Consider the following 24,616-nt stretch of genomic DNA (forward strand, 5'->3'; position numbering starts at 1 on the left):
CGGGTCGCACTCAGAGCGGCCAGATGGCGGCGACCGACAGCGTCGTGACGGCACAGAGCAGCAGTTGCAGCGGTGCGCCGACGCGGGCGTAGTCAGTAAAGCGGTAGCCGCCCGGGCCGTACACCATGAGGTTGGTCTGGTAGCCGATAGGAGTGATGAACGCGGTGGCGACAGCGAAGGTCACCATCACGAGCACCGGGAAGCCGGCGACGCCGGCGCTCTCGGCCGTGGCGACGGAAACGGGTGCCATCAGGACGACGGTGGCGACCGGCGTGATGATACTCGCAAGCAGCGCGGTCAACAGGTACAACACCGCGAGCAGCGCCAGCGGCGGGAGGACGCCGGCCACACCCGCCAGCAGGTCGCCCACGAACGCCGACCCCCCGGTGGCCTGCATCGCCGTCCCGAGCGGCAACAGGCCGGCGAGAAGGAAGACGACGTTCCAGCTGACGGCGTCGTAGGCGCGAGTGGCCGTGAGCGTGCCGGCGGCGACCATCGCGACGACGCCGCCCAGCGCGGCGATGTAGATATCGACCAGCCCGGCCGCGGCCAGTGCGATGACCGCCGCGAGGACGCCGAGTGGCACGAACGCACTCGGGTCGAGCGACGGCGTGCCGTCGTCGGTGCCGACGCCGAACAGCTCCGGTGGGCCATCGGTCAACAGGAGATACCCCTCGTCTTCCAGGTGACTGAACTTGTCCGCGGGCGTCTGGAGCAAGAGCGTGTCCCCGGCGGTCAGTTCCACGCCGTCCAGTCGCTCCCGGATGACCGTCTCGCCGCGGCGGACGGCAAGCACCGTCGTGTCGAACCGCGAGCGCAGGTCCACCGCACCGAGCGTCCGTCCGAGCAGCCGCGACTCGCGGTGGACGACGGCCTCCGCGAGCACGCCGTCGTGGTCCGGGTCGACCAGTACCGACTCGGTCACCGGCTCGCGGGGGAGCTGCCGGAGGTCGAACCGGTCGCCGAACCGGTTGACGGCCTGTCGGTTGCCCCGGACGGTGAGCACGTCGCCCGGCGCGAGCGGGCGGTCGGTCGCCGTCGCGAACAGCGACTCGCCGTCCCGGTCTATCTGGAGGACATCGACGTCGATGGCGGCGGGGTCGCCGTCCGCGATGAGCTGTCCGTCGTCGACGGGCGCGAGCGGCCCGCCGTCGTCCAGCGCCTCGTCGACGGTGTGTCCCACCAGCGGCGACCCCTCGCGGACCGACAGCCTGGCCAAGTGCCGTCCCATCCCGAACTCCTCGGTGAAGTCCTGTGTCGGGGGGACGCGGGCGGGGACCAGCGCCCGGCCGACGGTGAGGAGGTAGCCGACCCCGACCAGCAGGACGGGGACGCCGACCGGTGTGAGCGTGAACATCGAGAACGGCCGTCCGAGCAGCTCGCGGGAGACGTCGCTGGCCAGGAGGTTCGTCGAGGTGCCCACGAGGGTCAGCGTCCCGCCGAGCATCGCGGCGAAAGAGAGCGGCATGAGGAGTTTCGAGGGGGAGATGCCGTACCGGTCAGAGAGCCCCGTCACGAGCGGGATGAACACGGCGACGACCGGCGTGTTGTTGACGAAGCCGGCGCTGACGCCGGTCGTCCCGACGACGGCGCCGAGCAGGCGGCGCTCGTCGCCGCCGGTCAGCGCCGCCAGCCGACCGCCGAGCCAGTCGACCAGCCCGGTCGCCTCGACGCCGGCGCTGAGGATGTACATCGCGACGATGGTGACGACGGCGGGACTGGCGAACCCGGCGATGGCCTCGCGGGCCGGGACGCCGGTGTACGGTTCGAGCACGGCCAGCGAGACCAGCACCGCGATGGCGGTCATGTCGGGCGGGAGCCACTCCGTGACGAACAGGGTCAGCGCGACCGCGATGAGTCCGAAGACGACGAGCGCGCCCGTCGAGAGTGCAGCCATCGTGGCGACTCAACGGGAGACGGTGGGATAAATCCCAGTGAGGGGTGGAAATAATGTTACGCGGACAGGAGACGTAGTGAAACGCGGGAAGTGAGGTTATCGCGTGGCGAGGAAGGTGACAGCGGACCGCTGCTGTTCGACCTCGGTTTCGAGGTGGTCACGGAACTCGTCCAGCTCGACGTCTTTTTCCTCGTCTTCCTGGCGATCCCGGACCGAGATGGTGCCGGCTTCCTCCTCGTTGTCGCCGATGATGAGCATGTAGGGCACGCGGTCGTCGTGGGCCACCTGAATCTTCTTGCCGACGGTCCACGAGCGGTCCTCGATTTCGACGCGGTAGTCGCCCAGTGCCGCTTTGAGCTCCTCGCAGTAGGGGATGTTGTCGTCGGAGACGGGGAGGATGCGGACCTGCTCCGGCGCGAGCCACGGCGGGAAGTTCCCGTTGTAGTGCTCGGTCAGCACCATGAAGAACCGCTCGTAGCTCCCGTAGAGCGCGCGGTGTATCATCACGGGGCGGTGGTCCTCGTTGTCCTCGCCCGTGTAGGTCAGGTCGAACCGCTCGGGCATGTTGAAGTCCAGCTGGACCGTCGGGCCGTCCCAGTTCCGACCGAGGGCGTCCTCGAAGGCGAAGTCTATCTTCGGGCCGTAGAAGGCGCCGTCGCCCTCTTCGACGACGTAGTCGATGTCCTGCTCGTCGAGGACGGATGCGAGCTGGTTCTCGGCTTTCTCCCAGATCTCGTCGCCGCCGACGCTCTTCTCGGGTCGGGTGGCGAACTGGACCGTGTAATCGAGGTTGAACGTGTCCAGCGTATCGAGGATGATGTCGACGGTCGCCAGCACTTCCTGTTCTATCTGGTCGGGCCGGACGAACAGGTGGCCGTCGTCGATGGTAAAGGCCCACGTCCGGGAGAGCCCGGAGAGTTCGCCGCGCTGCTCTTTCCGGTAGACCTTCCCGTCCTCGAAGTACCGCACCGGGAGGTCGCGGTAGGACCACGACTTCTGGTCGAAGATGGTCGCGTGGCCCGGGCAGTTCATCGGCTTCAGGCCGTACTCCTCGTCGTTGACCTCCAGCAGGAACATGTCGTCGACGTAGTTCTCGTAGTGGCCCGACTTCTTCCAGAGCTCGGTGCGGAAGACGTGGGGCGTCTCTATCTCGTCGTAGCCTGCCGCGCGATTCAGCTGGCCGACGTAGTCGGAGAGTTCGTTGAGGATCTTCTTGCCGTTTGGCTCGTACAGCGGGAGCCCCGGCCCCGTCGTGTCGTCGATGGAGAAGAGGTCCATCTCCTGGCCGATCTTCCGGTGGTCCCGCTCCTGGGCCTGCTGTCGCATCTCGAGGTACTCGTCGAGCCCCTCTTCGGTCGGGAACGCGGTGCCGTACACCCGCGTGAGCGTCTCGTTGTCCTCGTCGCCGCGCCAGAACGACGCCGAGATTTCGAGCAGCGCGAAGCCGCCGATTTCGCCGGTCGACTCGACGTGGGGACCCTGACAGAGGTCGTAGAAGTCGTCCTGCTGGTAGAACGAGACCGGGTCCTCGTCGGCGGCCTCGGTCTCCAGGATGTCCTGCTTGAACGGGTTGTCCTCGTAGCGCTCGAAGGCCGCCTCGCGGGAGACCTCCTCGCGGACGATGTCGTAGTCGGCCGCGATTATCTCCTCGGCCTCGGCCTCGATGTCTTCGAGGTCGTCCTCGTCGAGGTCGACGCCGGTGATATCGTAGTAGAAGCCGTCGTCGGTCCACGGTCCGATGGTCAGTGTCGCCTCGGGGAACTCCCGCTGGAGCGCCTGCGCGAAGACGTGGGCGGCCGAGTGGCGGAGCACGTCGACGTACTCGTCGCTGCTCGGTGTGACGATGACCAGTTCGACGTCCTCCGTGAGCGGCGTGTGCTTGTCGACCAGGTCTCCGTCCACGACGCCCGCGACGGTGTCCGAACCGAGTCCCGGTCCGATTTCGTAGGCGACATCCTCGACCGTGCTGCCTTCGTCCATCGAGAGCGTGGACCCGTCCGGCAGTGTGACCGTGACCGTACTCATACCCGTGGTACGAGAGCGGCCGGGGATAAGTGTATTGAGATTGGGGCGGTCCCGCGTGAACGAAGTGAACGCGGGAGCACGGAGACGACCTCGGAGTCTCCGGCGGTCCGATGGTCGCGAGGCGCGTCAGCGCTGGGCGAGGAGCGCCCGCTCGTCGGTGTCGTCGTCCTCGGCGTCGATATCGGCCGGCAACGTCGAGGGCGACCGCGGTGGCAGGGGCTCGAACACGGTCGGCTCGCCGGCCTCCAGTTCCGCGAGGCGGTCTTCGACCGTGCGGACGGTGTCGCCGGCACAGTGTGGCGTCACACAGCGGAGGGCCCCGTCGCGGTACTCAGCGAGCAGGAGCGTTGGGAGGCGAACGGCCCGGTAGTGAGTGTCAGAGAGCGAGTCGTCCACGTCGCGAAGCTCCATCGCGGGGCCGAGCGTGCAGTCGTTTCGCTGCGCCCACGCCTGAAAGGCAGACAGCCGGCTGACGATGCGCTCGCCGACCCCGGTCCGCGTCGCCGTGACCGACGCGGGAACCTGGCAGCCACACACCTCTACGTGGCGTTCTCCGACGACACCGCGGTCGACGAGCTCGCTGACGCGGTCCAGTGTGCTGGCCTGTTGCCGGCTGTACCCCTCCGGTAACAGCGACCGGAGGTACAGCTCCGCGCGGTCTGCCACCGGCTGGTGCTCCCCCTGCATGGTAGTATATAGCATGGTTTGCCGAGACCAAAAACATATACCATGAGTGGCGAGGTGTGAGCGAGGCGACCGCCGCGACCCACGTCGTGTGATGTGCCAACAGGGGTGATTATGTACCGCGAGGACGCATAGCCACCAGATGTACGACAACGTACTGGTCGCGACCGACGGCAGTTCCGGGACGACCGAGACGCTCGCCCACGCCGTCTCTATCGCCCGCGACAACGACGCCCTGCTGCACGGACTCTACGTCGTCGACCGGCGGCTGGTGCTGGCCGCCGAAAAAGAGACCCAGGACGACGTGCGCCACTCCCTTCAGGAAGAGGGAGAGGTCGCGCTCGACGACATCGCTGTCGGCGGGGAGGAGGCCGGTCTGGAGGTGGAGACGCGCATGGAAGAGGGCATCCCACACAAGCTCATCGTGGACTACGCCGAGTCGGCCGATATCGACCTCGTCGTGATGGGGACACACGGCCGGACCGGCCGCGACCGGGTGGCGAACCTCGGCAGCGTCACCGAGCGCGTCGTCGAGAGCTCGCCCGTCCCGGTGCTGGTCGTCCACATCGACTAGCTGCTACGCGAGTTTCAGCGCTGATACTGTCGGCATCACTGATTTACGCCGGGGTCGCAAACTCGCGGCAGATACCCATATGTCCGTTCCGACCGGCAGCGAGACCCTAGACAGCATCCTCGACGGAGGGCTCCCCGAGGACCGGACGGTGCTGGTCACCGGCGGTCCGGGAACGGGGAAGTCCACCCTGGCCATGCAGTTCCTCGCCGAGGGGCTGGACCGCGGCGAGGACTGCCTGTTTATCAGCACCGAACAGACCTTCGACGAACTCGACGACGCCTTCGAGGCGTTCGCGTTCGACCTGCGCCACGACGACCTCACGGTCACGTCGGTCCACGCGACGCCGGGCCAGACCGTCGAGGGCGGTGACGAGCGCGAACTCACGCTGGAAACGCTCGACGGCGGGAAGATGCTCGGCGGGGACTACTCCGCGCCCTTCGAGTCCGAGTACATCACCCAGTATCTCGAACGGTTCGCACCGGCCGACCGGGTCGTGCTGGATTCGGTCTCGGGACTGTCGGTCATCGGCGACGATCAGGACGTGTTCCGGCGGACGCTGCTGGATTTCATCCGCCTGCTCAACGACGAGTTCGGGGCGACCGCGCTCTTTACCGCCGAGGAGTCCCAGCCCGACCTCACACAGAACGACGTCAAGACGGTCGCCGCGAGCGACGCCGTCCAGTTCAACACCCACGGCGTCCTCCGGCTCTGGCGGGAGAACGTCGGCGGCGACTACCACCGATTCCTCGAAGTCGTGAAGATGCGCGGCGTCGACCACGACACCCGCGTCCACGAGGTGAGTTTCACCCACGAGGGGTTGCGCATCTCGCCGCGGCTCCGGACCCACCCCGGGGAGTTCGTCCCCTCGGACCACATGTCGACCGGCATCCCCGGCCTCGACCGACTCATGGGCGGCGGCATCGTCAACGGCGGGACGCTCCTGCTGGAACACGACGGACAGGCCAGCCCCCACTCCATCCTGACGAACCTCATGGTGCAGGCTCGCGAGGCGGGGATGCCCATCACCATCATCCCGCCCGTCGAACTGCCGCCAAAGCGCCTGCGGACCATCATCGACGAGCGCATCGGCGATATGGAGGCGCTGCTGGCGAACGACGACCTGTTTCTCGTGGACTTTGCCAACATCTGGGAGAACACCAAGCGCAACGTGTTCAAACCGCAGGAACACGACACGGACAACCCAGCTGCCGTCTTCCGGACCATCGACGACCGCCGGGGGGACCGGCCCATGTTCAGCGTCCTCAACGTCGAGGCCCAGCTCCCGGTGCTCTCCGACGACGAGCTCAGGCAGATACGCTTCTGGGAGGAGGAGAACCTCTACCGGCCCGGCGACACGTCGATGTACATGTTCAACCCGGCCACGCTGGACGACGAGCTCGCCGCCTTCTACGAGAACGGGGCCTGGCAGACCCTGGAGACGTGGGTGACGGACAAAGGGCTCCAGTATATCGAGCTCCAGAAGTCACCGAGTGGGTTTATGGGGTCGACCCGCCTCGTGGAGTACATCGAACGAGAGCCATACATGCGAATCCAGCGACCGCCGGGCGCGGGAAGCACCGAATCGACCCTCGACGGGGGAGCGGAGTAGATGGGGTCACAGACGCCAGCCCCCGGCAGGAACGTCGTCGTCATGGCGCCGTCGCTCAGCGACGAAAAGCGGGCGACCTGTCTCGACCTCCAGCACGCCGGCCCGCCGGACCAGCTCGACGTGTTGCGCGTCGCCTACTCGGCCTCGCCGACGGAACTGGTCGCGGAGTGGCGCGACCACGGCGGGGAGCTGCCCGGCCGGATGGGTATCATCGTCGTCGGCGACCAGCCCGGCCACCGGACCAGCGACGACGACCTCCCCGAGAACGTCTTCGTCACGACGGCCAACCCGAACGACATTACGGGACTGGGGATGCGGCTGAACAACTACCTCAACGACCACGACGAGGACGCCCAGCTCGTGGTCTGTTTCGACTCGATGACGGAGATGCTGCAGTTCTCGGCGCTCCAGCCGGTGTTCAAGTTCCTCCACATGTTCACCGGGCAGCTCCGCGACGTGGACGCCGTCGGCCACTTCCATCTGGACCCCGGCGCTCACGACGACCAGACCATCAGCCGCCTGAAACCGCTGTTCGACGGGGCCGTCGACCTGACGTAGCGGCCACTTTCAGTTCCGCTCCGCCCATGGCCGCCGCTTATTCCCCGCCGGTCGGTAGGGACACGGTGCGTCCGACGGGCAGTCCCCGCGGGCGCGTCCACCATGTTCCCCGAACGCCCCGATTCGACAGTAGCGTCCGCTCGGCGTCTCCTCGCGCTGGTCAAACAGGTCGTGACGATTCTCGTCGCGCTGGCCACCTTCGCGGAGATACTCGGCTGGGTGTGACAGTCGGCGAGACCGCGGCGACGAGTCCCAGTCGCCGGCGCGCGTTGCGAGCGTCGCTACCGGGCCTGACTCGCCAGAAACCCGACCCCGGCGACCAGCACGACGACGCCGGCCAGCAACAGGTCACCCGAGCCAAACAGCGGTCCCGCCACCAGCAGCGCCCACGCGACGGCGAACACCCCGTGGGCCGTCGCGAACAGCCGCCGGCCCCGGAGCGCGAACACGACGGTCCCCAGCGCGAACGCGGCGGTGAGCGTGACCGCCGACAGCGCGACGGGACTGACGGCCAGCCCGCCGACCGGGACCGGGTCGACGACCGGCGTGACCAGAAAGAGCAGCCCCGCGAGCCCGACGAGCGTCCCGACCGCGACCGGCCCCGGTTCGAGGTCCAGCGCGGTCATACCAGCCGGTAGCGTCCGCGCGATTCCGAGGCCTCGCCGGCCCGGACCAGCTTCCGGAGGGTCTTGCGCGTGTAGTCGGCGGCGACGCCTCGCTCCGCTGCGTAGGCGACCACGTCGGCTTCCGCCGGTTCGTCGAGCTCACGCAGCGCCCCCAGTACGGTCTCCTTGCGGCTGGTCCCGCCGCCGGTCCCCCGTTCGACGCGGTCGCCGGCGGCCGCGACGGAGTCGCTGTCGATGCCGGAGGCTTCGAGGTATGTCTCGTCGTCGATGCCCGACTCCTCGACCTGACGGTCCATCTCGGCGAAGGAGTCGAGTTCGGCGAAGGCCTCGCCGTGGCCCTGCCGGTTGGCGAGCATGGAGCCCCGGACCTCCCGGGCGTGGTCCTCGTCGTCGGTCTCGACGAACTTCCGCCGTTTCGCGTGCTGGCGGCGCTGTCCGCAGCGGGGACACTGGCTCGTCTCGGGGCGCCCGGAGACGACCCAGAGGGCGCTGCACTCGCTACAGCCGACGACCGCGTACATGGTCAGGCGTTGGGTGCGTTCAGGGTTGAACGTTCGGGTCGTAGCGACGACCACGCCGCTCGCCGGCGGACAGTACATTTACACCCGACGATGGTGACGGGGAGGTATGGACTGGTCGCGGGAGTGGCTCAGCGCGCGGGCGACGATTCTGCTGCCGACGGTCGTCGCCGTGCTGTCGTTCGTCACCGGCGTCACCAACATCACCGCCCCTGTCGGCGGAGCACTGGGGAGTGTTATCCCCGAGAGCTTCCAGCTCGCAGTCGGCTTCACCGGGGCGCTGACGGGCTTTACGCTGCTCGTGAGCGTCGCGGGACTGCGCCGCCGGCTGCGTGTCGCCTGGTATCTGACCGTCGTCCTGCTGCCGATGTCGGCGGTCCAGGGCGTTGTCCAGACCTCGCGGCTCTCCGTGCTCTCCTTGCCGCTGGTCGCGCTCTCGCTGGTCGCGCTACCGACGCTGCTGGTCAACCGCCGGCGCTTCGACCGGGCGCTCGACCTCTCGACGGCACAGCTGGCCGCCGGCGCGGCCCTGCTGGGCGCGCAGGTGTACGGCACCGTCGGGACGTGGGCGCTGCGCGAGGAGTTCACCAACGTCGCGACGCTCACCGACGCGTTCTACTACACGCTCGTCACGGCGAGTACGGTCGGCTACGGCGACGTGACCCCGGCGAGCGAACGCGCGACGCTGTTTGGCATGTCGGTGGTCCTGCTCGGGACCGCGAGTTTCGCCATCGCGCTGGGGACGCTGCTGGGGCCGGCCATCGAAAAACGCCTCTCGGAGGCACTCGGGAACATGACTGAGGAACAACTTGAGCTGCTCGAGGACCACGTCGTGGTTCTTGGCTTTGGCGACCTGACGGAACCGATAATCGACGAACTCGCGGCCGCGACGGACTTCGTCGTCGTGACGCCGGACACGGAGAAAGCGACGCGGTTGCAACAGCGGGACATCGCGGTCTTGACCGACGACCCGAGCGACGAAGGGCCCCTCCTTCGGGCCGGTATCCACGACGCGGCGGCCGTCGTCGCCGCCACGAACGACGACGCACAGGACGCGCTATCGATTCTGACTGCCCGCGCGCTCAACCCCGAGCTGAACATCGTCGCGGCCGCGACCGACCGGGAGAACGTCGAGAAGCTCCGCCGGGCTGGTGCAGACACCGTCATCAGCCCCGCGGTCATCGGTGGCCACCTGCTCGTCCAGTCGGCGCTGGGTCGCGAGGGGATGGAGAGCGTCGCCGACCACCTCCTCGACGTCAAGGACGAGGGCGACCTGTAGCACAACCGCTACCGGACCTCGCCGCGTCGAAAAAAGGACCCTGTTCGGAGGCGACTCGCTCTAGAACGACTGGGAGAACGTCGTCCCGCCGGACTGTGGGTTCACCGTGACCTCGACGGTGTAGCTCCCCATGCCGGAGACGCCCGACAGTTCGACGGCCATCTCGTCACCGCTCCCGATCTGGTAGTTCCCGCCGAAGTCGAGCGTCAGCGTTTCCCCGTTGTTCGACGTCGAGGAACCGTCGAGGTCGTCGGAGATGTCGGTCCCGCCCAGCGTGGCGCTGGCGACCGACGCGTCACTCACGGCCCCGGAGCCGTCCGGGTAGTCGAACGTCGTCCCCGTCAGCGAACTCCCGACGACGTCGTCGCTGTCACTGAACGTGTAGCTGTACGCGTCAGTGGACCCGCTGTCGTCGCCCGCGTTCGAGTCGGAGTCGTCCGTGCCCGAATCGGTGCTGGATTCGGTCATGTCCGAACTGTCCGTGTTCGAATCGGTGTCGGAGTCGTCCATCTCCGAATCGTCCATCTCCGAATCGTCACCGCCGGCAGCCGGGGATTCGGTGGCTTCGCTTCCGCCGCCACCGCAGCCAGCTAGTCCGACCGTTCCTGCGACGCCAATACCTTTCACAACGTCTCGCCGCGACAGATTTCTCGTCACGCGACGACCCACACAATCACTACTAATAATAGTGTATACCTCCGCTGGGCCCGTACGTATCGTTTCAGCTACTCTATTCTCATATTTGGTATTGGTTTTATCCGTGGTCCCGGGGTGACCGTGGGGGAGACGAGACCGGCTAGTGGTTGCGGTCGACGATGGCCACGTCGGCCTCGACGTCCTCCAGTCGCTCGAAGGTCGGGGGCGCGATGAACCGCGAAGCCGCGCTTCGGTCCTGACTCGCCCCGATGATAACGAGGTCGTACTCGCCGCTGGTCCCGGTGAGAAACGACTGGATGTCGGTCTCACTGACCCGCGTCTCGATCGGACCCTCGAACGGCTCGGCGAGGTCGGCCAGCATCGACTCCGCGCGCCGGCGGTCCCCCCGCTTCCCGATACAGGTCGCGACCGCCACGCGTCCGCTGTGGGTGCTGAGACGTACGGCGAAATCGATCATGTGGTGTGCCACGTCGCTGGCCCGCCTGACGGGGACGAGCACGCGCTGCCAGCGCGTGCGGCCGTCGCGCGAGCGGTGGACGAGCACGTCCGTCTCCCCGCGGAACAGCTGGCGCAGATACGTCGTCAACGCGCCGTGTCTGCTCTCGTAGGGGGCGACGACGAGGTCGCAGTTCGTGGCGGCGGCGGCCTCGAGCGTCGTCGCGGCCGCCGACTCCTCGCCCGTGGCGACGACCACCTGACAGGGGACGCCGACGCGCGTCTCGATGGTGGCTGCGCGGCCTTCGAGCCGGTCGACTCGCTCGCGCAGCGCACCGCTCGTGTCCGCGGGCGCCTCGACCCCGGCGGCCTCGACGCCGCCGTTCAGCATCGCTCGCTCGGCCTCCGCGGCGTCGGTGTCCGCCACGATGTCCAGCAGGACGACCTTCCCGGCCTCGTGGGCCGCGGCCAGCCGAGCGGCCAGCATCGCCGTCGCGTCGGCGCGGTCGCCCCGCATCGGCACGAGGACGTGGTCGTCACCCGTCGTCGACTCGTACAGCACCGTCGCCCGCCGGTCGTAGAACCGGTTGCGCCAGACGACGAAGACGACGGCCACGATGGCGCTCGCGAGGAAGATGCTGCCGAGGAACGTCCATCGCTGATCCGGCTGGACCAGCAGCGCCAGCAGGGCCGTCGAGTACGCCGACGGCTCCTCGATGTCGAACGGCCAGGTGACGAGCCCGGTCGCGAGCGTCGCCAGGACCGCCGCCCCGGCGGCCACCCGGAACTGGCCCACCGGCGGCGTGAGCAGCGCGGTAGACACCCACAGCGCCCCCAGTCCGCAGGCCGCTCCGATAGTCAGCCCGGCGACGAACTGCCCCGGTTCGGCGTACTTCCCGCGCGGGTCCACGAACAGCGTGTAGCTCCCCGAGGCCAGCGGCGGGAAGAGCAGAAAGGAGAGCTGCGGGACGGCGTTCGACAGCAGCGTCACCAGCCCGATGAGCAGCGGCACGAACACCAGCACGGAGAGGTGGACGAGCCTGTCAGTCGTCTCCGCCCACCGGCGGAACTCCCGGAGCTCCCGGCGCTCGGCGCGGCGGAGCCTGACCGCCAGCGTCCGGACCCGCCTGAGGAGGTCCCTGAGCATAGCTAGAGGATGGTTCGACGACGCCCTAAGCGCACCGGCCGGCGCTCGGACGGGTCGCTGTAGCCGCTTACCGGTATCGGCGACTCCAGCGGCCGCTTACCGGGCCGTAGCGACGACGGTCCGTCTCACAGCGTCGTCGCGGCCGTCAGCGCGATTTCGATGGCCCGCTCGACGTTGTTCTTTGCCTTCTCCGGGAGCTCGTCGGCGTCGGTCTCGCCCTTCTGTGTCCCCTCGACGAGGTTCCCGTCGACGGTGCAGATGGCGCCGGCGGAGAGCCCCTTGCGGCGGGCCAGCGAGAAGATGGCGGCGGCCTCCATCTCGACGCACTGCAGGCCGGCGGCCTCCCAACCCTCGACGTACGCGTCGGTCTCGGCGTAGAACGCGTCGTCCGTCGCGACCGGGCCGACGTGGACAGCTTCGCCGTTCGCCTCGGAGGCGTCCACGAGCGCCGTCAGCACGTCGTAGGACGGCACCGCCGGGACGGCCTTGTCCTCGTAGCGTTCCGTCGTGCCCTCGTCTTTGGCGGCGCCGGTCGCGACGACCATGTCGCCGATATCGATGCCGCGCTGGAGCGCGCCGGTCGTGCCGACGCGGACGAACGTCTCACAGCCGACCGCGGCCAGTTCCTCCACGGCGATGGCCGCCGACGGCGAGCCGATACCGGTCGAGCAGATAGTCAGTTCCCGGCCCTCGTAGGTCGCGTTGACGAGCTTGTACTCGCGGTTCTGTGCGACGACCTCGCTGTCCTCACAGTGGCCCGCAATGCGGTCGACGCGACCCGGGTCGCCGGGCAGCAGCACGATGTCGTTCAGGTCGCCCGGTTCCACCAGCAGGTGGGGTTGTTTTGCCATGCAGGGGGTTCGGCGTGGGGTGATAAAACCGCCGGGGATTCGACGGCCCACGGAACGTGGCGGCGCCGGGAGCCGTGTCGACACGCGCTCACAGAATCGAGACGAGCAGCCAGCCGACACCGAAGACGACCCCCGCCGCGCCCAGAACCTTCGTGACCGCGACGTTCCACTCGGCGGGTTCGACCTCGCTGGCTCGGGTTGTGCTGCCGATAGCGTCGAGCTGCTCGCTGATTCTCGTGATCTGGTAGGCGTATCTGTACGAGAGCGCGCCGCCGATTGCCAGCAGCGGACCGAACGCGAGTCCGTTCGCCGTGTCCTCAGACCGGTCCGGAGGGTCGTTCTCGGGGACCGAGTCGGGGTCGATGGGGAACATATCGTCAGTCTCGGCCTCGTCCGCTGGCGCAGTCGCCCGGCCGGTCGCGGTCGACGACTCGCCGTCGGTCTCGGCGCTCTCGTGGGTGCCGACTCCGATTTCGTCCAGATACGCTCGCCCGTCGAGTCGGACCGCCCAGGAGGCGTTCCCGTCGCCGGCCTCGACCGCGGCGGTCACGCGGTCCGGCCGCGCCCGCTCGGTGTCCCACAGCGTGACGTGAACGGTGCCGTCCGGATACCATCGGACGTCGAAGGCAACGAACCGACCGGACGGGGCGGTGAACCGCTCGCGGTACGTAGTCGCGCCCGTTTCGTTCGTGACTACGACGGCCAGTCGGTCGCTGTTCTCCCGACCGACGTTCTCTACGGCGACGGCGGCCGTGGCGTTCGCGTCCGTTCGCTGGACGAAGCGAAGCGCGCCGTCACGGCCGACATCGACCATCCCGGTGACGCGCCCGCGGTTCGGGTCGACTGTCGCGGCGGTGAGTGTGGCAGTCCGAGCAGCGCCGACACCGAGCGAACAGTCCCCGGCCGCGCCGATGCGAAGCGGTTCGCCGTCGGTCCAGTCGGCCGTCGACCGGCCCGAGAGCCCGTCGACGTAGCTGTAGTCGGACGGGTCGTCCACGAGCCGAGTGGGCTCGTCCGCCGTGGTACAGTTCTGGCCGAACCCGTCCGTCTCAGCGGGACTACCGAACGCCCCGGGCTCGGGAGCCGCTGCGCTCGTCGGCGGGCTCGGAGGTGCCTGCCCCGGCGCGACCGTCGCAGCCCCGGCGTGGGCCACAGTCGGTACGGTCAGGAGCAAGGCGACGAACGCGACGGCGTATCGAGTCGTGTGTGAGGACCGGACGGTCATAGTCTGGAGGGGCGGTGGCAACGGCGGTTCCTCGCCGTACACGTACTCCACTACGAGTGACAGTATTCACCTTTGTGATTATCGTCGGCCGGTCCGTAATCACTGTCAGCCCGCCGTGATTCCACCGTACGCGCCGCTCACCGGGCGTCCTGTGGGAAAACACCGTCGCTGCCGTCCCCGTCGCGCCGGGCAGGACTCGCGGGCGAGAGGGCGTCGGAAACGGGACTTCCACAACAGTAAGGTGGTTCGGTGGCAACGGTCCAGTTATGAGCGACGACATCTCACCGTTGCACCCGCGGATGCGAAAGCCGGCGGTCATCTCACTGGTGTTCGGCCTCGCGCTCGGCTTCCTGGCGATGGGCGCCCAGCGAATCAGGGGCGGGTCGGGTCAGTCGCTGCCACTCGCAATCGTGCTCGGACTGCTGGCCGCTGCGTTCCTCTTCGGCATCATGTACCGCAACCTCTCCCAGCACCTCGCCGATCAGGACTAGCCGCCGACGGTTGGCTCGCGACCGTCTCAGCCCGCGAAGAGAAACAGGACGACGTTGTTCGTCGCCGGCCCGATGCCGACGGCGGCGACCAGCGAGAGGAGCAGGCTCGCTTCGACGGGGTCGTCGTTGAGGTAGTCGTCCATGAGGACGACGACGCCGGTCGCGACGACGATCTTCACGAGGACGAACAGCCACCCGCTACCGATGGCCGCGGCCGTCGGCAGGCTCCCGGCGAACTCCATTATCGCCCGCGGGAGAGGGGAGCGCTCGCTGACTCCGAGGATGTCGGTCCCGATGGCTGTCGACACCCCGTCGAAGACGTGCGCGAAGACGACGACCGGGGCGGCGTACCGCGCTCGGATGATTAGCGGCGTCCGCCAGAGCGCCACCGCGAGCACGACGATGGCGGCGACGAACAGCGAGACGAGGACGGCAAGCGCCGGCCAGACGGGCTCGACCAGCCCCGACCGGAGAGCGGTGATGGCCGACAGCAGCAGGACGACGGTCAGGACGCCCGTGCCCACGAGGCCGAGATTTCGCGAGACGTTCTCGGCGTGGCCGGTGCGGACGCCGAACATCGAGAGCAGGAGCCACACCGTCGCCATGGTGTTGAACGTGGTGAGATAGACGGCTGGCGTCCCGAACAGCGGCGAAAGCGTCGCGTCGTACAGCTCGATGGGCGGCTGGTTGAGCGCGTGGAGGGCACCCCCCAGTGCCATCCACGGTGCCAGGGCGACGACAGTCCGCTGGTCGACAGGGGGCTCCAGTGCGACCAGCAGCGCCGCGAGCAGGACCACCCCGCCCAAGAGCACGACCAGATACGGCAGCGGTGGCAACCCAAAGCCCGTCGGCAGTACCATATCCCCCACGCCGCTCCCGGGCGACGAAAAGGTTCCGGCCTGTTCGTCGGGACGTTTAGGTACGTGCCTTCTGTGGAGGTGGTATGGACGACGTTCCCGACCGCATCGAGCACACAGTGCTGGGGCCGACGACGGGCCCGAGCGACGTTCGCGCCTGTCTGGACACGGCACTGCAGTACGGCATGCGGGCCTGCGTGCCACCGTGGGCGCTCCCGCTCGCGACCGACTACGCCAACGTTCCGCTGACGGCGGTCATCGACTTCCCGCACGGCCAGGGGGCGACCGACGCCGTCTGTGCGGCGGCCCGGGCGGCGTGGGACGACGGGGCCGACGAACTCGACGTGGTCTGTAACGTCGGGCGCCTGCAAGCCGGCGACGACGAGGCCGTCCGAGAGCACCTCTCGGAGGTCGTCGCCGGGGTGCCGATCCCGGTGAAGGTCATCGTCGAGGCCCCGCTGCTGACCGACGCGGAGCTCCACCGAGTCGGCCAGCTGGTCGCGGACAGCGACGCGGACTACCTGAAGACCGCGACGGGCTTCTCGGAGGGCGGCGCGACCGTCGAAGACGTCGCGACGCTGAGTCAGTACCGGCCGGTGAAAGCCAGCGGCGGCATCGGCTCGTGGGCCGAGGCCGAGGCGATGTTCGACGCCGGGGCCGACCGCATCGGCGCCTCCAGCGGCGACCGCATCGTCGAGGAGTGGCGGGAGGAGGGGTAATGGGCTTCCTGACGGCTCTGGTCGATGCGACACCGCTCGCTGTACTCGTGGCCGTCGCCGCGACGTGGGCGACGACTGTCAGCGCGAGCCTGCCGCCGCTGCTGGTCGGTCCGCTCGCTGGGCTCGCCGTCCTCGCGGCCGGGACGATGCTGAGCCTCCGCTACCAGACAGACGAGCGACGGTTCCCGGTCTTCAGAGTGGTGTTCGAACTCCTGACGTTCTGGTGAGCGGGTGAGCAGCGGCGAGTCGAGGGACGCACCGTCTGGTTGTCGGTTCCCGGAAGCAGGCTCGGCAGTCCCGGCGGGGACGGCCAATCCGTCGCACTTTTGCCCGCAAAGATACTGCTTCCAAGCAAGCGATGGCCCGCTATCACATCGAGACGTACGGGTGCACCTCCAACAGAGGTGAGACCCAGCAGATAGAGCAGGCGCTCCGCGAGGGCGGCCACCACCCGGCCGAGGACCCGCAGTCGGCCGACGTGGCCATCCTCAACACCTGCACGGTGCTGGAGAAGACCGAGCGCAACATGCTCAGCCGGGCCAGAGAGCTGGACGACGAGACGCCCGCCGACCTCGTCGTCACGGGGTGTATGGCGCTGGCACAGGGCGAGGAGTTCCGCGAGGCCGGCCTCGACGCCGAGGTGCTCCACTGGGACGACGTGCCACAGTACGTCCTCAACGGGGAGTGCCCGACGGTCACGCCCGACACGGAGACGGTCATCAACGGCGTCGTCGGCATCCTCCCCATCGCGCGGGGCTGTATGTCGGACTGCTCGTACTGCATCACGAAGCAGGCGACCGGCCGCATCGAGTCGCCGTCCGTCGACGAGAACGTCGCGAAGGCCCGCGCGCTGGTCCACGCCGGCGCGAAGGAGCTCCGGATTACGGGCCAGGACACCGGCGTCTACGGCTGGGACACGAATCAGGGAACCAGCCTCCTCCCGGAGCTGCTGGACCGCATCTGCACCGAGATCGAGGGCGACTTTCGGGTCCGGGTCGGGATGGCGAACCCGAAGGGGCTCCACGGCGTCCGCGAGGAACTCGCGGCGGTGTTCGCCGAGCACGACGAGCTGTACAACTTCATCCACGCCCCGGTCCAGTCCGGCAGCGACGACGTGCTCGCCGAGATGCGTCGCCAGCACAGCGTCTCCGAGTACCTCGACGTCGTCGACGCGTTCGACGACGCGCTCGACTACTGGACCCTCTCGACGGACTTCATCGTCGGCTTCCCGACCGAGGAGCCCGCCGACCACGAGCAGTCGATGGCGCTGCTGCGCGAGACCGCGCCGGAGAAGATAAACGTCACCCGCTTCTCGAAGCGGCCCGGCACCGACGCCGCCGACATGAAGGGGCTCGGCGGTCAGACGAAGAAGGACCGCTCGAAGGCGATGAGCGAGCTGAAGATGGACGTGGTGGGCGCGGCCCACGAGGAGATGGTCGGCCGTACCTCGTCGGTGCTGCTGGTGGAGGACGGCACCGACGAGTCGCTGGTGGGCTACGACGAGGCCTACCGGCAGGTCGTCATCGTCGACGCCGAGGAACGCGGGCTGGAAGTCGGCGACACCGTGGACGTGGAGATAACGAGTCACAGCACCGTCTACGCCTTCGGCGAGCCGGTCGAGCGCGCGCCGCTCGCGGACTGAGGAACGGGTAAGCCCGTGGGCCGCGGAACCACTCCGAAATTACCGGGAGTAAGCTGGCTGCGCGACGCGGCTAGGCCGACCCTCACGGCATCGCGCGGAAACGCGCGGACGCCACACCGCACGGAAACGACCGTCTGTCCGTCGCCGTGAGCGAACGGACGCGGCCGGTAATGGCCCCGTACGAGCGCGACGACCCTACCCGATAGAACGTCAGCACGCAAGCGGGGCCACGCTCGGAGTACCCGCAGCCACCCGAGCGATGGCGGTTTATAACTAATTCGCTGTGACGACAACGGCTCTCATGGCAACGGACCACTCACACGACCACGAGCGGACGGACCACGCCCACCACGACCACAGCGGTCCGGGCTACATGACGCCTCAGGCGGCCGTCGAGAACGCCCCGCGGGAGCGCCTCGCCTACGTGATGGGGAACCACGTCGGTATCGACGAGACGGCGCCGGACTTCCTCGCCGTCGTCGACGTCGACCCCGACTCGGACAGCTACTGCCAGCTCGTCGACCGCGTCGACCTGCCGAACGTCGGCGACGAGCTCCACCACTTCGGCTGGAACGCCTGCTCCTCGTCCTGTCACATCGGCGGGCTGGAGCGGCGGTATCTGGTCGTCCCCGGAAACCGGAGTTCGCGTCTCCACATCGTCGACACCGAGGACCGCGAACACCCCGAGATAGCGAAAGTCATCGAGCCCGAGGCGGTCCACGAGTACGACCTCTCGGCGCCCCACACGGTCCACTGCATCGGCGGCGGGACCGTCGTCATCTCGATGCTGGGCGACGCCGACGGCGACCTCCCGGGCGGGTTCCTCGAACTCGACGACGAACTGAACGTCAAAGGGCGATGGGACCCGGCCGGCGAAATCGACTTCAACTACGACTTCTGGTACCAGCCGCGACACGACGCGATGGTCTCCTCGGAGTGGGCCGCCCCGAAGACCTACCAGCCCGGCTTCGACATCGAGGACGTCGAGGCGGGCAACTACGGCCACGAACTCCAGTTCTGGAGCTGGGAAGACCGCAAGGTCGAGCAGACGGTCGACCTCGGCGAGGAGGGGTTGATTCCGCTCGAAGTCCGCTTCCTCCACACGCCCGAACACGCCCACGGGTTCGTCGACGCGGCGCTGTCGTCGAACATCTTCCACTTCTGGAAGCGCGACGGGGAGTGGCACACCGAGAAGGTCATCGACTTCGAGAGCCGTGAGCTGGAGGGGTGGGACATGCCGGTGCCGGCGCTGCCGACTGACATCCTCGTCTCGATGGACGACCGCTACCTCTACGGCGGGAACTGGCTCCACGGCGAGCTGTGGATGTACGACATCTCCGACCCGGCGAACCCGCGCCACGCCGACTCCCTCTCCGTCGGCGGCTACTTCGGCGACGTCCAGGAACTGCAGGGCCGCGACATCGTCGGCGGCCCCCAGATGCTCCAGCTGAGCCTCGACGGCGAACGGCTCTACTGGACCACCTCGCTGTACTCCACGTGGGACGACCAGTTCTTCCCCGAAGAGGCGGAGAAGGGGTCCGTGATGCTGAAAGCCGACGTGGACCCCCGCCGCGGGACGATGACGCTCGACGAGGAGTTCCTCGTGGACTTCGGCGACCTGCCGGACGGCCCGGCCCGCGCCCACGAGATGCGCTGGCCCGACGGCGACTGCACGAGCGACGTCTGGGAGTGAGTCGGGTCGGCGATGTCGACGCTCAGACTCGCGTGGCGAGACGGGCGGACGGCCGCCGTCGAGGACCCGGAGGGGACGGTGCTCGACGCCGCCGAGGCCGCCGGGCTGGCACTCCCCTTTGGCTGTCGCACGGGCGCCTGTGGCACCTGCACCGGGCGCGTGCTCGCGGGCGAAGTGAGCCACGACCGGCGGCCGCGCGCGCTCAAGCGGCGCCACCTCGACGACGGCTACGTGCTGCTCTGTATCGCCACGCCCGACGGCGACTGCGCGGTCGAAGTCGGTGCCGAGGTGAAACGCGACCTGCTGGCGAACCCGTTCAGATAGCCACTCAGCGATACCATGCCCCTGCTCGAACAACTGACCACGCACTCGCGCCAGTCGACGGCCACCGTCGCCGTCGGCACCTATCTCGTCGCAGCACTGGCGTGGCTGGCGCTCGTCCTGCACGACCCGCTCGAACACGCTCTCGTCGGCCACTCGGTGCTCGGGAGCCACGGCGGGCCGGGCGTCGCCGAGACCACCGCCGTCGCAGACGGCACCCTCGGCGTCGTCCACTACCTGCTGATGTGGGGCCTGATGATGGTGGCGATGATGTACCCCTCGACTGCGGCGGCGTTCCAGTGGTACGCCGACCGTCAGCGCCGCCGGCCCGACGCTGGACCGGCTACGGCCGTGCTCGCCTTCGTCGCCAGCTACACGCTCCTGTGGGTCGCCGTCGGCGTCGCCCCCCTCGCCGTCGTCGCGCTCGTCCCGCTGGGCACGGTCGCGGCCGCCCTCGGCCCGGCGTATCTCGGTGTCGCGCTGCTGGCCGTCGGCGGGTTCCAGCTATCGCCGGTCAAACGCCGGTCGTTACGGGCCTGTCGCTCCCCAGCGGGGTTCCTCCCGCCCGGCACCGAGGACCGACGCCCCGCCAGCCTAGGGTGGCAGTTCGGCCGGCAGGACGTCGCCGCCTGCGGCGTGCTCATGGCCCTGATGGTCGTCGTCGGCTCGATGAATCTGGGCTGGATGGCGCTCATCACAGTCGTCCTCTCGCTGGAACGGCTGACGGACCACGGAGAACGGTGGGCCCGGTGGACCGGCTACGTCGCCGTGGGGAGCGGTGTGGGTCTGCTCGCGCTCGCCGCGCTGTGAGTCGGCTCTGTGCGGGGCTCACGCCGGCCTACTCGCCCCGGTAGGCCTCGTGTAGGAACGCCAGCGCCGCGCCGAACATCGCGAGGTTGCCAAAGAACGCCAGTCGCTCGCCGTCGCGGTCGTCCGGGTCGGCGTTCCAGAAGTCGTGCATCGTCAGGGTCACGACCCCGAGGAAGCTGGCGACGGCGCCGGTCGCGACGCGGGGGAGCCGCCAGAACGCGACGCCAAGTCCGCCGACGAGCATCATCCCCGAGGCCATCGGGGCGAGGAGGTCCGGCAACGGGACGCCCGCCGACTCCGCGTACTCGATGGTGTCGTCCATATCCCGGAAGTCTTCGGAGGCCTGCAGCGCCATCCCGAGCCCGAAGACGAGGCGTCCGAGTCTGAAGTTCGTGCTCTCGCTGTCCGCCGACTCGTCTGTCATACCACAGTACACGGTATCATGACCCATAAACTTCGAGCCGATTATTCCAAATCGGAGAGCCGTTCCACCTCGTCGTCGGCCTTCCACTCGCCCAGCTCTCTGGGGTCGACGTGGACGAACACGTCGTCGACCTCCGGCAGGGCCTGTATCGACTGGATGACCTCGGTCTCGATGTCGTGGGCCTCGTTCAGCGTCAGTTCGCCCTCGACCTCGATGTGGAGGCTCACGTCGATTTCGGGGCCGACGTAGTGGGCGATGACGTCGTGGGCGCCCTCGACTCGCGGGTGGGAGAGGGCACGTTCGAGGATCTCCCGGCGGAACTCCTCGGGCGGCGCGGCGCCGACGAGATAGTCGACGTTGTCCCGGACGACCTCGACGCCGGTGTAGAGGATGCCGACGGCGACGACGATGGCCGCGAGCGGGTCCGCGAGCGGGTAGCCGGCGGTCGCGCCGAGCACGCCGACCAGCGCCGCCCCCGCCGTCAGGATATCGTTGCGGTTGTCCTTGGCCGTCGCGACCAGCGCGGGGGAGTTGCGGTCGGTCCCCGCGGCCAGACAGTACCGGTAGAGCCCGTACTTCGCGGCGGCCGACAGCAGGAGGACACCGACGGCGACGGGGCCCTGCGTGACCGAGATATCGCCGGTGAGCAGCGCTCGACCGGCCTGCCAGAGGACGACGCCGCCGGCGAAGAAGATGCCGGCGGCGACGAACAGCGAGACGAACGGCTCGATGCGCTCGTGGCCGTGCGGGTGCTCGAAGTCCGGCGGCCGGGTCGTCAGGTAGAGCCCGGCGACGATGACGAGCGAGTAGGCGGTGTCGGCGGCGCTGTTTACCGCCTCGCTCTGGATGGCCAGACTCCCCGTCGTGACCCAGACCGCGCCTTTCAGCGCAGCGAGCGCGAGGTTCACGCCCAGAACGAGCAGCCCGACCCGCCGGAGTGTGCCACGGCGAGACATCTGTTCGAGAGTAGTCAGTGCCGACTAAAGCCCCTTCGGAGGCGCGTCGACGCGAACGGCGGCATCGGCCCCCACGACGCTGGTGCCGTCCTGCTCGGCGAAGGCGTCGTGGATGCGGTCGTAGCTATCGTCGACCGCCTCGACGATGACCTGCGTGTCGCCCACGACGGGCATGAAGTTGGTGTCGCCCTCCCATCGCGGGACGACGTGGGTGTGGAGGTGGTCGTCGATGGAACCGCCCGCGGCCTTCCCGCCCAGATTGAGCCCGGCGTTGAACCCATCGGGTGAGAGCCCCCGCTCCAGGGCGTCGAACGCCCGCTGTTTCAGCCGGGCGTGGTCGAGCAGCGTCTCGTCGTCCAGCGCCCCGTACTCGCCGGTGTGCGTGTGGGGTATCACCATCACGTGGCCCGGGCTGTAGGGGTAGTTGTTCAACAGGACGAAGGCGTGGTCGCTCCGGGCGACCACTCGGTTCTCGCGGTCGGTCTCGGCGTCCCGGAACGCACAGAACACACAGTCGGCGTCCGGGTTCTGCTCCTCCCGTTCGACCCACTCGATGCGCCACGGCGCAAACACGCTCTCCATACAGGACGCTCCGCCCGCCGGTCCAAAACCACTTCGACCGGCGCGGGCCCATATTTAAATTTTTCGGCCGTTCAGGCGGTTGCGTCCGATATCACGGTTTGAGAACGACCGCTAAGCGCTCTGTCGCCCGCGCAGACCCTCGACCGCTCTGTCCGGTTGTTGTCGGGCGATAAACGGTCTGAACGAAGGACAACGGTAGACTGTTTTTATACTCTAATCGGCGCGAATCAGGGACGAGATGGCCACGACAAACGACGGGGTCGACATGTCAGAGGCGTGTGCGGACTGCGGTCGCGACACCCCCCACACGGTCAGCGTCCAGATACAGACCGAGAGCAGCAAGACCGAGAACGCGGAGTTCTCCCGCGAACCGTACCGGGTGAGCGAATGCCGGGTCTGTGGCGAGACGACGAGTACGCGGATGAACAACGCATAGACGGCCTGTTTCTACCGTTCGACTCCCGGGCAGCCGTCGGCTCGCCAGTCGCGAGCTTCGGACGGCGGAGCGCGAGTCACGCGCTGGCAGCGCCCGGGACCGGGGCTCCGCTCACGGATGGCCTCGCCACCCGTTCGCCTTTCACGGTCGTAAGCGACCGCGCTACCGCGTCGTCACGTCGACCCCCTCCTCCCACCTTTTTCTTCCTCGGATGTCCAGAGGCCACCCTCGTTGAAAAACGTAGGCGAAAAAACGGGCCCTCACTCCGTTCGGCCCCGCGAACCGCGCTCGCTCCGCTCGCGCGGACGGGATTTGTTACCGCGACCGCGTCGTCACGTCGACGCCGTCGTCGGTCACGATGACGGTGTGTTCCTTCTGGCTGACGAACCGCCCCTCGGCCTCCTTGAGCACGGGGTAGCCGTGGACCATGTCCTGCTGTTTGAGCCGTCGCAGCGCCATCTTCGCGCGCGGCGAGTCGAGCCAGCGGGCCGCAAAGGGGAGCGTCTTGAACTCCTCGGTGACCTGGTCGAGCACCTGCCGGGCGTTGCGGTCCCGAATCGACCCCTCCCGTTCCAGCGCGAATATCTCCTCGCTCGCGCCCTCCTGTACCTTGCCACGGCCGTCCGTCGCGAACGGTTCGATGGCGACCACGTCGCCCGGCGACAGGGTCGCCCCCTGTGCGACCTCTCGGTTCGGGATGTTCGGCGCGGTGTGTTGCTCCCAGTGACCCAGCCCGTGGCCGGTGAGGTTGACGACGGGGTTGAACCCGTACCCCTCGATGACGTCCTCGACGGCTGCACCGATGTCGCCCACGTTGACGCCGGGGCCTGCGACCTCCAGCGCGGCGTCCAGGGCCTCTGCAGAGGCGGCGGCCAGTTCGTCCTGTCCCGAGAGGTCGACGGTGACGGCCGTGTCGGCCAGCCAGCCGTCGACGTGGACGCCGATGTCCAGGTTGACCATCTCCTCGCCGAACGTGGCGTCGTCGTCGCGTTCGGGGGTCGCGTGGGCGGCCTCCTCGTCGATGGAGATGTTGACCGGGAAGGCGGGCTCGCCGCCCAGCTCGCGGATTTCGTTTTCGGCCCACTCGGCGACTTCGAGGTGGGAGACCCCCACCTCGACGCGCTCGGCGGCTTCGTCGCGCACCTGCGCGAGAATCTCGCCGGCCTCACGACACTTCTCGTACTGCTCGGCCTCGAAGTCCACGTCGCTCATATCCCGGCGTTGGGTGGTGTCGGTGAAAGCGTTTGTCGTTGTGTCACGCCGGCCGGCGGCGGGCCAGCAACCCGTACCCCGAGAGCACCGTGCCCGCGACGACGGCCGTCGCTGCCGCGGTCAAGGCGAGCAGTTCACGCGGTGTCGAAACCACCAGTGCCTGACCGTTCAGCGCGGCGTACGCCGACAGCAGGACGCCGTCGGCCGCGAGGACGGCGACTGACGCGACCAGTGCGACCACGCCGACGCCCAGCGCGGGTGCGAGCCACGCCCGACCGCGGCGGCTGGCGTCCACGCCGGCCAAGAGGCCCGCGAGGCCGGCGAAGACGGTCGTCAGGGCGATCTGGAGGGGAACCATACCGGGATGTCCACAGGAGCGCACAAAAAC

At 68.3% G+C, this 24,616-nt stretch carries 28 protein-coding genes; 13 read left to right on the forward strand and 15 right to left on the reverse strand.

Annotated features, from left to right (window positions below):
* Nucleotides 1-10 precede the first annotated feature (10 nt).
* The 3 genes from NDI56_RS09570 to NDI56_RS09580 all read right to left on the reverse strand — a co-directional run bounded on the left by NDI56_RS09570 (nucleotide 11) and on the right by NDI56_RS09580 (nucleotide 4,609).
* Nucleotides 11-1,897 carry an SLC13 family permease gene (locus NDI56_RS09570; protein ID WP_310919246.1) on the reverse strand — a complete coding sequence of 629 codons (1,887 nt, stop codon included), beginning with the start codon at nucleotides 1,895-1,897 and terminating at the stop codon, nucleotides 11-13.
* Nucleotides 1,898-1,993: 96 nt separating this feature from the next.
* On the reverse strand, nucleotides 1,994-3,922 hold the full coding sequence (thrS, locus tag NDI56_RS09575) for a threonine--tRNA ligase (RefSeq protein WP_310919247.1): 1,929 nt from the start codon (nucleotides 3,920-3,922) through the stop codon (nucleotides 1,994-1,996).
* A 126-nt stretch (nucleotides 3,923-4,048) separates the two neighbouring features.
* Nucleotides 4,049-4,609: an HTH domain-containing protein gene (locus NDI56_RS09580; protein ID WP_310919249.1), complete on the reverse strand. Its 561-nt coding sequence runs from the start codon at nucleotides 4,607-4,609 to the stop codon at nucleotides 4,049-4,051.
* 139 nt (nucleotides 4,610-4,748) lie between these two features.
* Between NDI56_RS09580 and NDI56_RS09585 the strand changes: the two genes are divergently transcribed.
* The 4 genes from NDI56_RS09585 to NDI56_RS09600 all read left to right on the forward strand — a co-directional run bounded on the left by NDI56_RS09585 (nucleotide 4,749) and on the right by NDI56_RS09600 (nucleotide 7,572).
* Nucleotides 4,749-5,180: a universal stress protein gene (locus tag NDI56_RS09585; RefSeq protein WP_310919250.1), complete on the forward strand. Its 432-nt coding sequence runs from the start codon at nucleotides 4,749-4,751 to the stop codon at nucleotides 5,178-5,180.
* A 79-nt stretch (nucleotides 5,181-5,259) separates the two neighbouring features.
* Nucleotides 5,260-6,789 carry an ATPase domain-containing protein gene (locus NDI56_RS09590; RefSeq protein WP_310919251.1) on the forward strand — a complete coding sequence of 510 codons (1,530 nt, stop codon included), beginning with the start codon at nucleotides 5,260-5,262 and terminating at the stop codon, nucleotides 6,787-6,789.
* Complete coding sequence (locus NDI56_RS09595) at nucleotides 6,790-7,347, forward strand: DUF7504 family protein (protein WP_310919252.1); 558 nt, start codon at nucleotides 6,790-6,792, stop codon at nucleotides 7,345-7,347.
* Between the two features lie 102 nt (nucleotides 7,348-7,449).
* On the forward strand, nucleotides 7,450-7,572 hold the full coding sequence (locus NDI56_RS09600; RefSeq protein ID WP_310919253.1) for a hypothetical protein: 123 nt from the start codon (nucleotides 7,450-7,452) through the stop codon (nucleotides 7,570-7,572).
* A gap of 56 nt (nucleotides 7,573-7,628) precedes the next feature.
* On the opposite strand, the gene NDI56_RS09605 is transcribed toward NDI56_RS09600, so the two are convergent.
* Both NDI56_RS09605 and NDI56_RS09610 read right to left on the reverse strand, forming a co-directional pair.
* Entirely contained in the window at nucleotides 7,629-7,973 is a 345-nt protein-coding gene (locus NDI56_RS09605) for a hypothetical protein (protein WP_310919254.1), read from the reverse strand.
* Nucleotides 7,970-8,494: a DUF5817 domain-containing protein gene (locus NDI56_RS09610; RefSeq protein WP_310919255.1), complete on the reverse strand. Its 525-nt coding sequence runs from the start codon at nucleotides 8,492-8,494 to the stop codon at nucleotides 7,970-7,972. The genes NDI56_RS09605 and NDI56_RS09610 overlap by 4 nt, the downstream gene beginning before the upstream one ends.
* 106 nt (nucleotides 8,495-8,600) lie before the next feature.
* Between NDI56_RS09610 and NDI56_RS09615 the strand changes: the two genes are divergently transcribed.
* Nucleotides 8,601-9,770 carry an NAD-binding protein gene (locus NDI56_RS09615; protein ID WP_310919256.1) on the forward strand — a complete coding sequence of 390 codons (1,170 nt, stop codon included), beginning with the start codon at nucleotides 8,601-8,603 and terminating at the stop codon, nucleotides 9,768-9,770.
* A 60-nt stretch (nucleotides 9,771-9,830) separates the two neighbouring features.
* Here the strand turns inward: NDI56_RS09615 and NDI56_RS09620 are convergent, their stop codons facing one another.
* From NDI56_RS09620 to NDI56_RS09635, 4 genes are all read right to left on the reverse strand, one after another.
* Entirely contained in the window at nucleotides 9,831-10,295 is a 465-nt protein-coding gene (locus NDI56_RS09620) for a hypothetical protein (protein WP_310919258.1), read from the reverse strand.
* 271 nt (nucleotides 10,296-10,566) lie between these two features.
* Nucleotides 10,567-12,009: an HPP family protein gene (locus tag NDI56_RS09625; RefSeq protein WP_310919259.1), complete on the reverse strand. Its 1,443-nt coding sequence runs from the start codon at nucleotides 12,007-12,009 to the stop codon at nucleotides 10,567-10,569.
* A gap of 125 nt (nucleotides 12,010-12,134) precedes the next feature.
* Nucleotides 12,135-12,860, reverse strand: a complete 726-nt coding sequence (locus NDI56_RS09630) for a nucleoside phosphorylase (protein ID WP_310919260.1) — start codon at nucleotides 12,858-12,860, stop codon at nucleotides 12,135-12,137.
* 88 nt (nucleotides 12,861-12,948) lie between these two features.
* Nucleotides 12,949-14,136: a DUF6199 family natural product biosynthesis protein gene (locus NDI56_RS09635; protein WP_310919261.1), complete on the reverse strand. Its 1,188-nt coding sequence runs from the start codon at nucleotides 14,134-14,136 to the stop codon at nucleotides 12,949-12,951.
* A gap of 215 nt (nucleotides 14,137-14,351) precedes the next feature.
* Here NDI56_RS09635 and NDI56_RS09640 point away from each other — a divergent pair, with 215 nt between their 5' ends.
* Complete coding sequence (locus tag NDI56_RS09640) at nucleotides 14,352-14,576, forward strand: hypothetical protein (RefSeq protein ID WP_310919262.1); 225 nt, start codon at nucleotides 14,352-14,354, stop codon at nucleotides 14,574-14,576.
* Nucleotides 14,577-14,602: 26 nt separating this feature from the next.
* On the opposite strand, the gene NDI56_RS09645 is transcribed toward NDI56_RS09640, so the two are convergent.
* Nucleotides 14,603-15,436, reverse strand: a complete 834-nt coding sequence (locus NDI56_RS09645) for a DUF63 family protein (RefSeq protein WP_310919263.1) — start codon at nucleotides 15,434-15,436, stop codon at nucleotides 14,603-14,605.
* Nucleotides 15,437-15,519: 83 nt separating this feature from the next.
* Here NDI56_RS09645 and deoC point away from each other — a divergent pair, with 83 nt between their 5' ends.
* From deoC to NDI56_RS09675, 6 genes are all read left to right on the forward strand, one after another.
* Nucleotides 15,520-16,152, forward strand: a complete 633-nt coding sequence (gene deoC, locus NDI56_RS09650; protein ID WP_310919264.1) for a deoxyribose-phosphate aldolase — start codon at nucleotides 15,520-15,522, stop codon at nucleotides 16,150-16,152.
* Nucleotides 16,152-16,379 carry a hypothetical protein gene (locus tag NDI56_RS09655; protein WP_310919265.1) on the forward strand — a complete coding sequence of 76 codons (228 nt, stop codon included), beginning with the start codon at nucleotides 16,152-16,154 and terminating at the stop codon, nucleotides 16,377-16,379. The genes deoC and NDI56_RS09655 overlap by 1 nt, the downstream gene beginning before the upstream one ends.
* Before the next feature lie 131 nt (nucleotides 16,380-16,510).
* A complete protein-coding gene (locus NDI56_RS09660; protein WP_310919266.1) occupies nucleotides 16,511-17,794 on the forward strand; it encodes a tRNA (N(6)-L-threonylcarbamoyladenosine(37)-C(2))-methylthiotransferase in 1,284 nt (427 codons plus the stop codon).
* A 301-nt stretch (nucleotides 17,795-18,095) separates the two neighbouring features.
* Nucleotides 18,096-19,487, forward strand: a complete 1,392-nt coding sequence (locus NDI56_RS09665) for a selenium-binding protein SBP56-related protein (protein WP_310919267.1) — start codon at nucleotides 18,096-18,098, stop codon at nucleotides 19,485-19,487.
* 12 nt (nucleotides 19,488-19,499) lie between these two features.
* Nucleotides 19,500-19,811: a 2Fe-2S iron-sulfur cluster-binding protein gene (locus NDI56_RS09670; protein ID WP_310919268.1), complete on the forward strand. Its 312-nt coding sequence runs from the start codon at nucleotides 19,500-19,502 to the stop codon at nucleotides 19,809-19,811.
* 15 nt (nucleotides 19,812-19,826) lie between these two features.
* Complete coding sequence (locus NDI56_RS09675) at nucleotides 19,827-20,618, forward strand: DUF2182 domain-containing protein (RefSeq protein WP_310919269.1); 792 nt, start codon at nucleotides 19,827-19,829, stop codon at nucleotides 20,616-20,618.
* Between the two features lie 28 nt (nucleotides 20,619-20,646).
* On the opposite strand, the gene NDI56_RS09680 is transcribed toward NDI56_RS09675, so the two are convergent.
* Genes NDI56_RS09680 through NDI56_RS09690 form a run of 3 tightly spaced genes read right to left on the reverse strand, consistent with a single transcriptional unit; the run spans nucleotide 20,647 to nucleotide 22,580 of the window.
* On the reverse strand, nucleotides 20,647-21,042 hold the full coding sequence (locus tag NDI56_RS09680; RefSeq protein WP_310919271.1) for a DoxX family protein: 396 nt from the start codon (nucleotides 21,040-21,042) through the stop codon (nucleotides 20,647-20,649).
* A gap of 41 nt (nucleotides 21,043-21,083) precedes the next feature.
* Nucleotides 21,084-21,998, reverse strand: coding sequence for a cation diffusion facilitator family transporter (locus NDI56_RS09685; RefSeq protein ID WP_310919272.1), 915 nt, complete (start codon nucleotides 21,996-21,998; stop codon nucleotides 21,084-21,086).
* Between the two features lie 24 nt (nucleotides 21,999-22,022).
* Nucleotides 22,023-22,580 carry an HIT family protein gene (locus tag NDI56_RS09690; RefSeq protein WP_310919273.1) on the reverse strand — a complete coding sequence of 186 codons (558 nt, stop codon included), beginning with the start codon at nucleotides 22,578-22,580 and terminating at the stop codon, nucleotides 22,023-22,025.
* 238 nt (nucleotides 22,581-22,818) lie between these two features.
* On the opposite strand from NDI56_RS09690, the gene NDI56_RS09695 reads away from it, so the two are divergent.
* A complete protein-coding gene (locus NDI56_RS09695) occupies nucleotides 22,819-23,016 on the forward strand; it encodes a DUF7835 family putative zinc beta-ribbon protein (RefSeq protein WP_310919275.1) in 198 nt (65 codons plus the stop codon).
* Nucleotides 23,017-23,331: 315 nt separating this feature from the next.
* Here the strand turns inward: NDI56_RS09695 and map are convergent, their stop codons facing one another.
* Together map and NDI56_RS09705 are read right to left on the reverse strand one after the other, a co-directional pair.
* Nucleotides 23,332-24,228: a type II methionyl aminopeptidase gene (gene map, locus NDI56_RS09700; RefSeq protein WP_310919277.1), complete on the reverse strand. Its 897-nt coding sequence runs from the start codon at nucleotides 24,226-24,228 to the stop codon at nucleotides 23,332-23,334.
* A gap of 43 nt (nucleotides 24,229-24,271) precedes the next feature.
* Nucleotides 24,272-24,586 carry a hypothetical protein gene (locus NDI56_RS09705; RefSeq protein WP_310919278.1) on the reverse strand — a complete coding sequence of 105 codons (315 nt, stop codon included), beginning with the start codon at nucleotides 24,584-24,586 and terminating at the stop codon, nucleotides 24,272-24,274.
* Nucleotides 24,587-24,616: the final 30 nt, after the last annotated feature.

The organism is Halomicroarcula saliterrae, from assembly GCF_031624395.1.
Taxonomy (GTDB): domain Archaea; phylum Halobacteriota; class Halobacteria; order Halobacteriales; family Haloarculaceae; genus Haloarcula; species Haloarcula saliterrae.

Coding starts and splice junctions, on each gene's coding strand:
- NDI56_RS09670 (WP_310919268.1), top strand. CDS start 19,500: ATGTCGACGCTCAGACTCGCGTGGCGAGACGGGCGGACGGCCGCCGTC.
- NDI56_RS09685 (WP_310919272.1), bottom strand. CDS start 21,998: ATGTCTCGCCGTGGCACACTCCGGCGGGTCGGGCTGCTCGTTCTGGGC.
- NDI56_RS09695 (WP_310919275.1), top strand. CDS start 22,819: ATGGCCACGACAAACGACGGGGTCGACATGTCAGAGGCGTGTGCGGAC.
- NDI56_RS09570 (WP_310919246.1), bottom strand. CDS start 1,897: ATGGCTGCACTCTCGACGGGCGCGCTCGTCGTCTTCGGACTCATCGCG.
- NDI56_RS09665 (WP_310919267.1), top strand. CDS start 18,096: ATGGCAACGGACCACTCACACGACCACGAGCGGACGGACCACGCCCAC.
- deoC (WP_310919264.1), top strand. CDS start 15,520: ATGGACGACGTTCCCGACCGCATCGAGCACACAGTGCTGGGGCCGACG.
- NDI56_RS09690 (WP_310919273.1), bottom strand. CDS start 22,580: ATGGAGAGCGTGTTTGCGCCGTGGCGCATCGAGTGGGTCGAACGGGAG.
- NDI56_RS09705 (WP_310919278.1), bottom strand. CDS start 24,586: ATGGTTCCCCTCCAGATCGCCCTGACGACCGTCTTCGCCGGCCTCGCG.
- NDI56_RS09610 (WP_310919255.1), bottom strand. CDS start 8,494: ATGTACGCGGTCGTCGGCTGTAGCGAGTGCAGCGCCCTCTGGGTCGTC.
- NDI56_RS09625 (WP_310919259.1), bottom strand. CDS start 12,009: ATGCTCAGGGACCTCCTCAGGCGGGTCCGGACGCTGGCGGTCAGGCTC.
- NDI56_RS09680 (WP_310919271.1), bottom strand. CDS start 21,042: ATGACAGACGAGTCGGCGGACAGCGAGAGCACGAACTTCAGACTCGGA.
- NDI56_RS09630 (WP_310919260.1), bottom strand. CDS start 12,860: ATGGCAAAACAACCCCACCTGCTGGTGGAACCGGGCGACCTGAACGAC.
- NDI56_RS09660 (WP_310919266.1), top strand. CDS start 16,511: ATGGCCCGCTATCACATCGAGACGTACGGGTGCACCTCCAACAGAGGT.
- NDI56_RS09615 (WP_310919256.1), top strand. CDS start 8,601: ATGGACTGGTCGCGGGAGTGGCTCAGCGCGCGGGCGACGATTCTGCTG.
- NDI56_RS09655 (WP_310919265.1), top strand. CDS start 16,152: ATGGGCTTCCTGACGGCTCTGGTCGATGCGACACCGCTCGCTGTACTC.
- thrS (WP_310919247.1), bottom strand. CDS start 3,922: ATGAGTACGGTCACGGTCACACTGCCGGACGGGTCCACGCTCTCGATG.
- NDI56_RS09600 (WP_310919253.1), top strand. CDS start 7,450: ATGTTCCCCGAACGCCCCGATTCGACAGTAGCGTCCGCTCGGCGTCTC.
- map (WP_310919277.1), bottom strand. CDS start 24,228: ATGAGCGACGTGGACTTCGAGGCCGAGCAGTACGAGAAGTGTCGTGAG.
- NDI56_RS09640 (WP_310919262.1), top strand. CDS start 14,352: ATGAGCGACGACATCTCACCGTTGCACCCGCGGATGCGAAAGCCGGCG.
- NDI56_RS09620 (WP_310919258.1), bottom strand. CDS start 10,295: ATGGACGATTCGGAGATGGACGACTCCGACACCGATTCGAACACGGAC.
- NDI56_RS09585 (WP_310919250.1), top strand. CDS start 4,749: ATGTACGACAACGTACTGGTCGCGACCGACGGCAGTTCCGGGACGACC.
- NDI56_RS09590 (WP_310919251.1), top strand. CDS start 5,260: ATGTCCGTTCCGACCGGCAGCGAGACCCTAGACAGCATCCTCGACGGA.
- NDI56_RS09675 (WP_310919269.1), top strand. CDS start 19,827: ATGCCCCTGCTCGAACAACTGACCACGCACTCGCGCCAGTCGACGGCC.
- NDI56_RS09580 (WP_310919249.1), bottom strand. CDS start 4,609: ATGCAGGGGGAGCACCAGCCGGTGGCAGACCGCGCGGAGCTGTACCTC.
- NDI56_RS09645 (WP_310919263.1), bottom strand. CDS start 15,436: ATGGTACTGCCGACGGGCTTTGGGTTGCCACCGCTGCCGTATCTGGTC.
- NDI56_RS09595 (WP_310919252.1), top strand. CDS start 6,790: ATGGGGTCACAGACGCCAGCCCCCGGCAGGAACGTCGTCGTCATGGCG.
- NDI56_RS09605 (WP_310919254.1), bottom strand. CDS start 7,973: ATGACCGCGCTGGACCTCGAACCGGGGCCGGTCGCGGTCGGGACGCTC.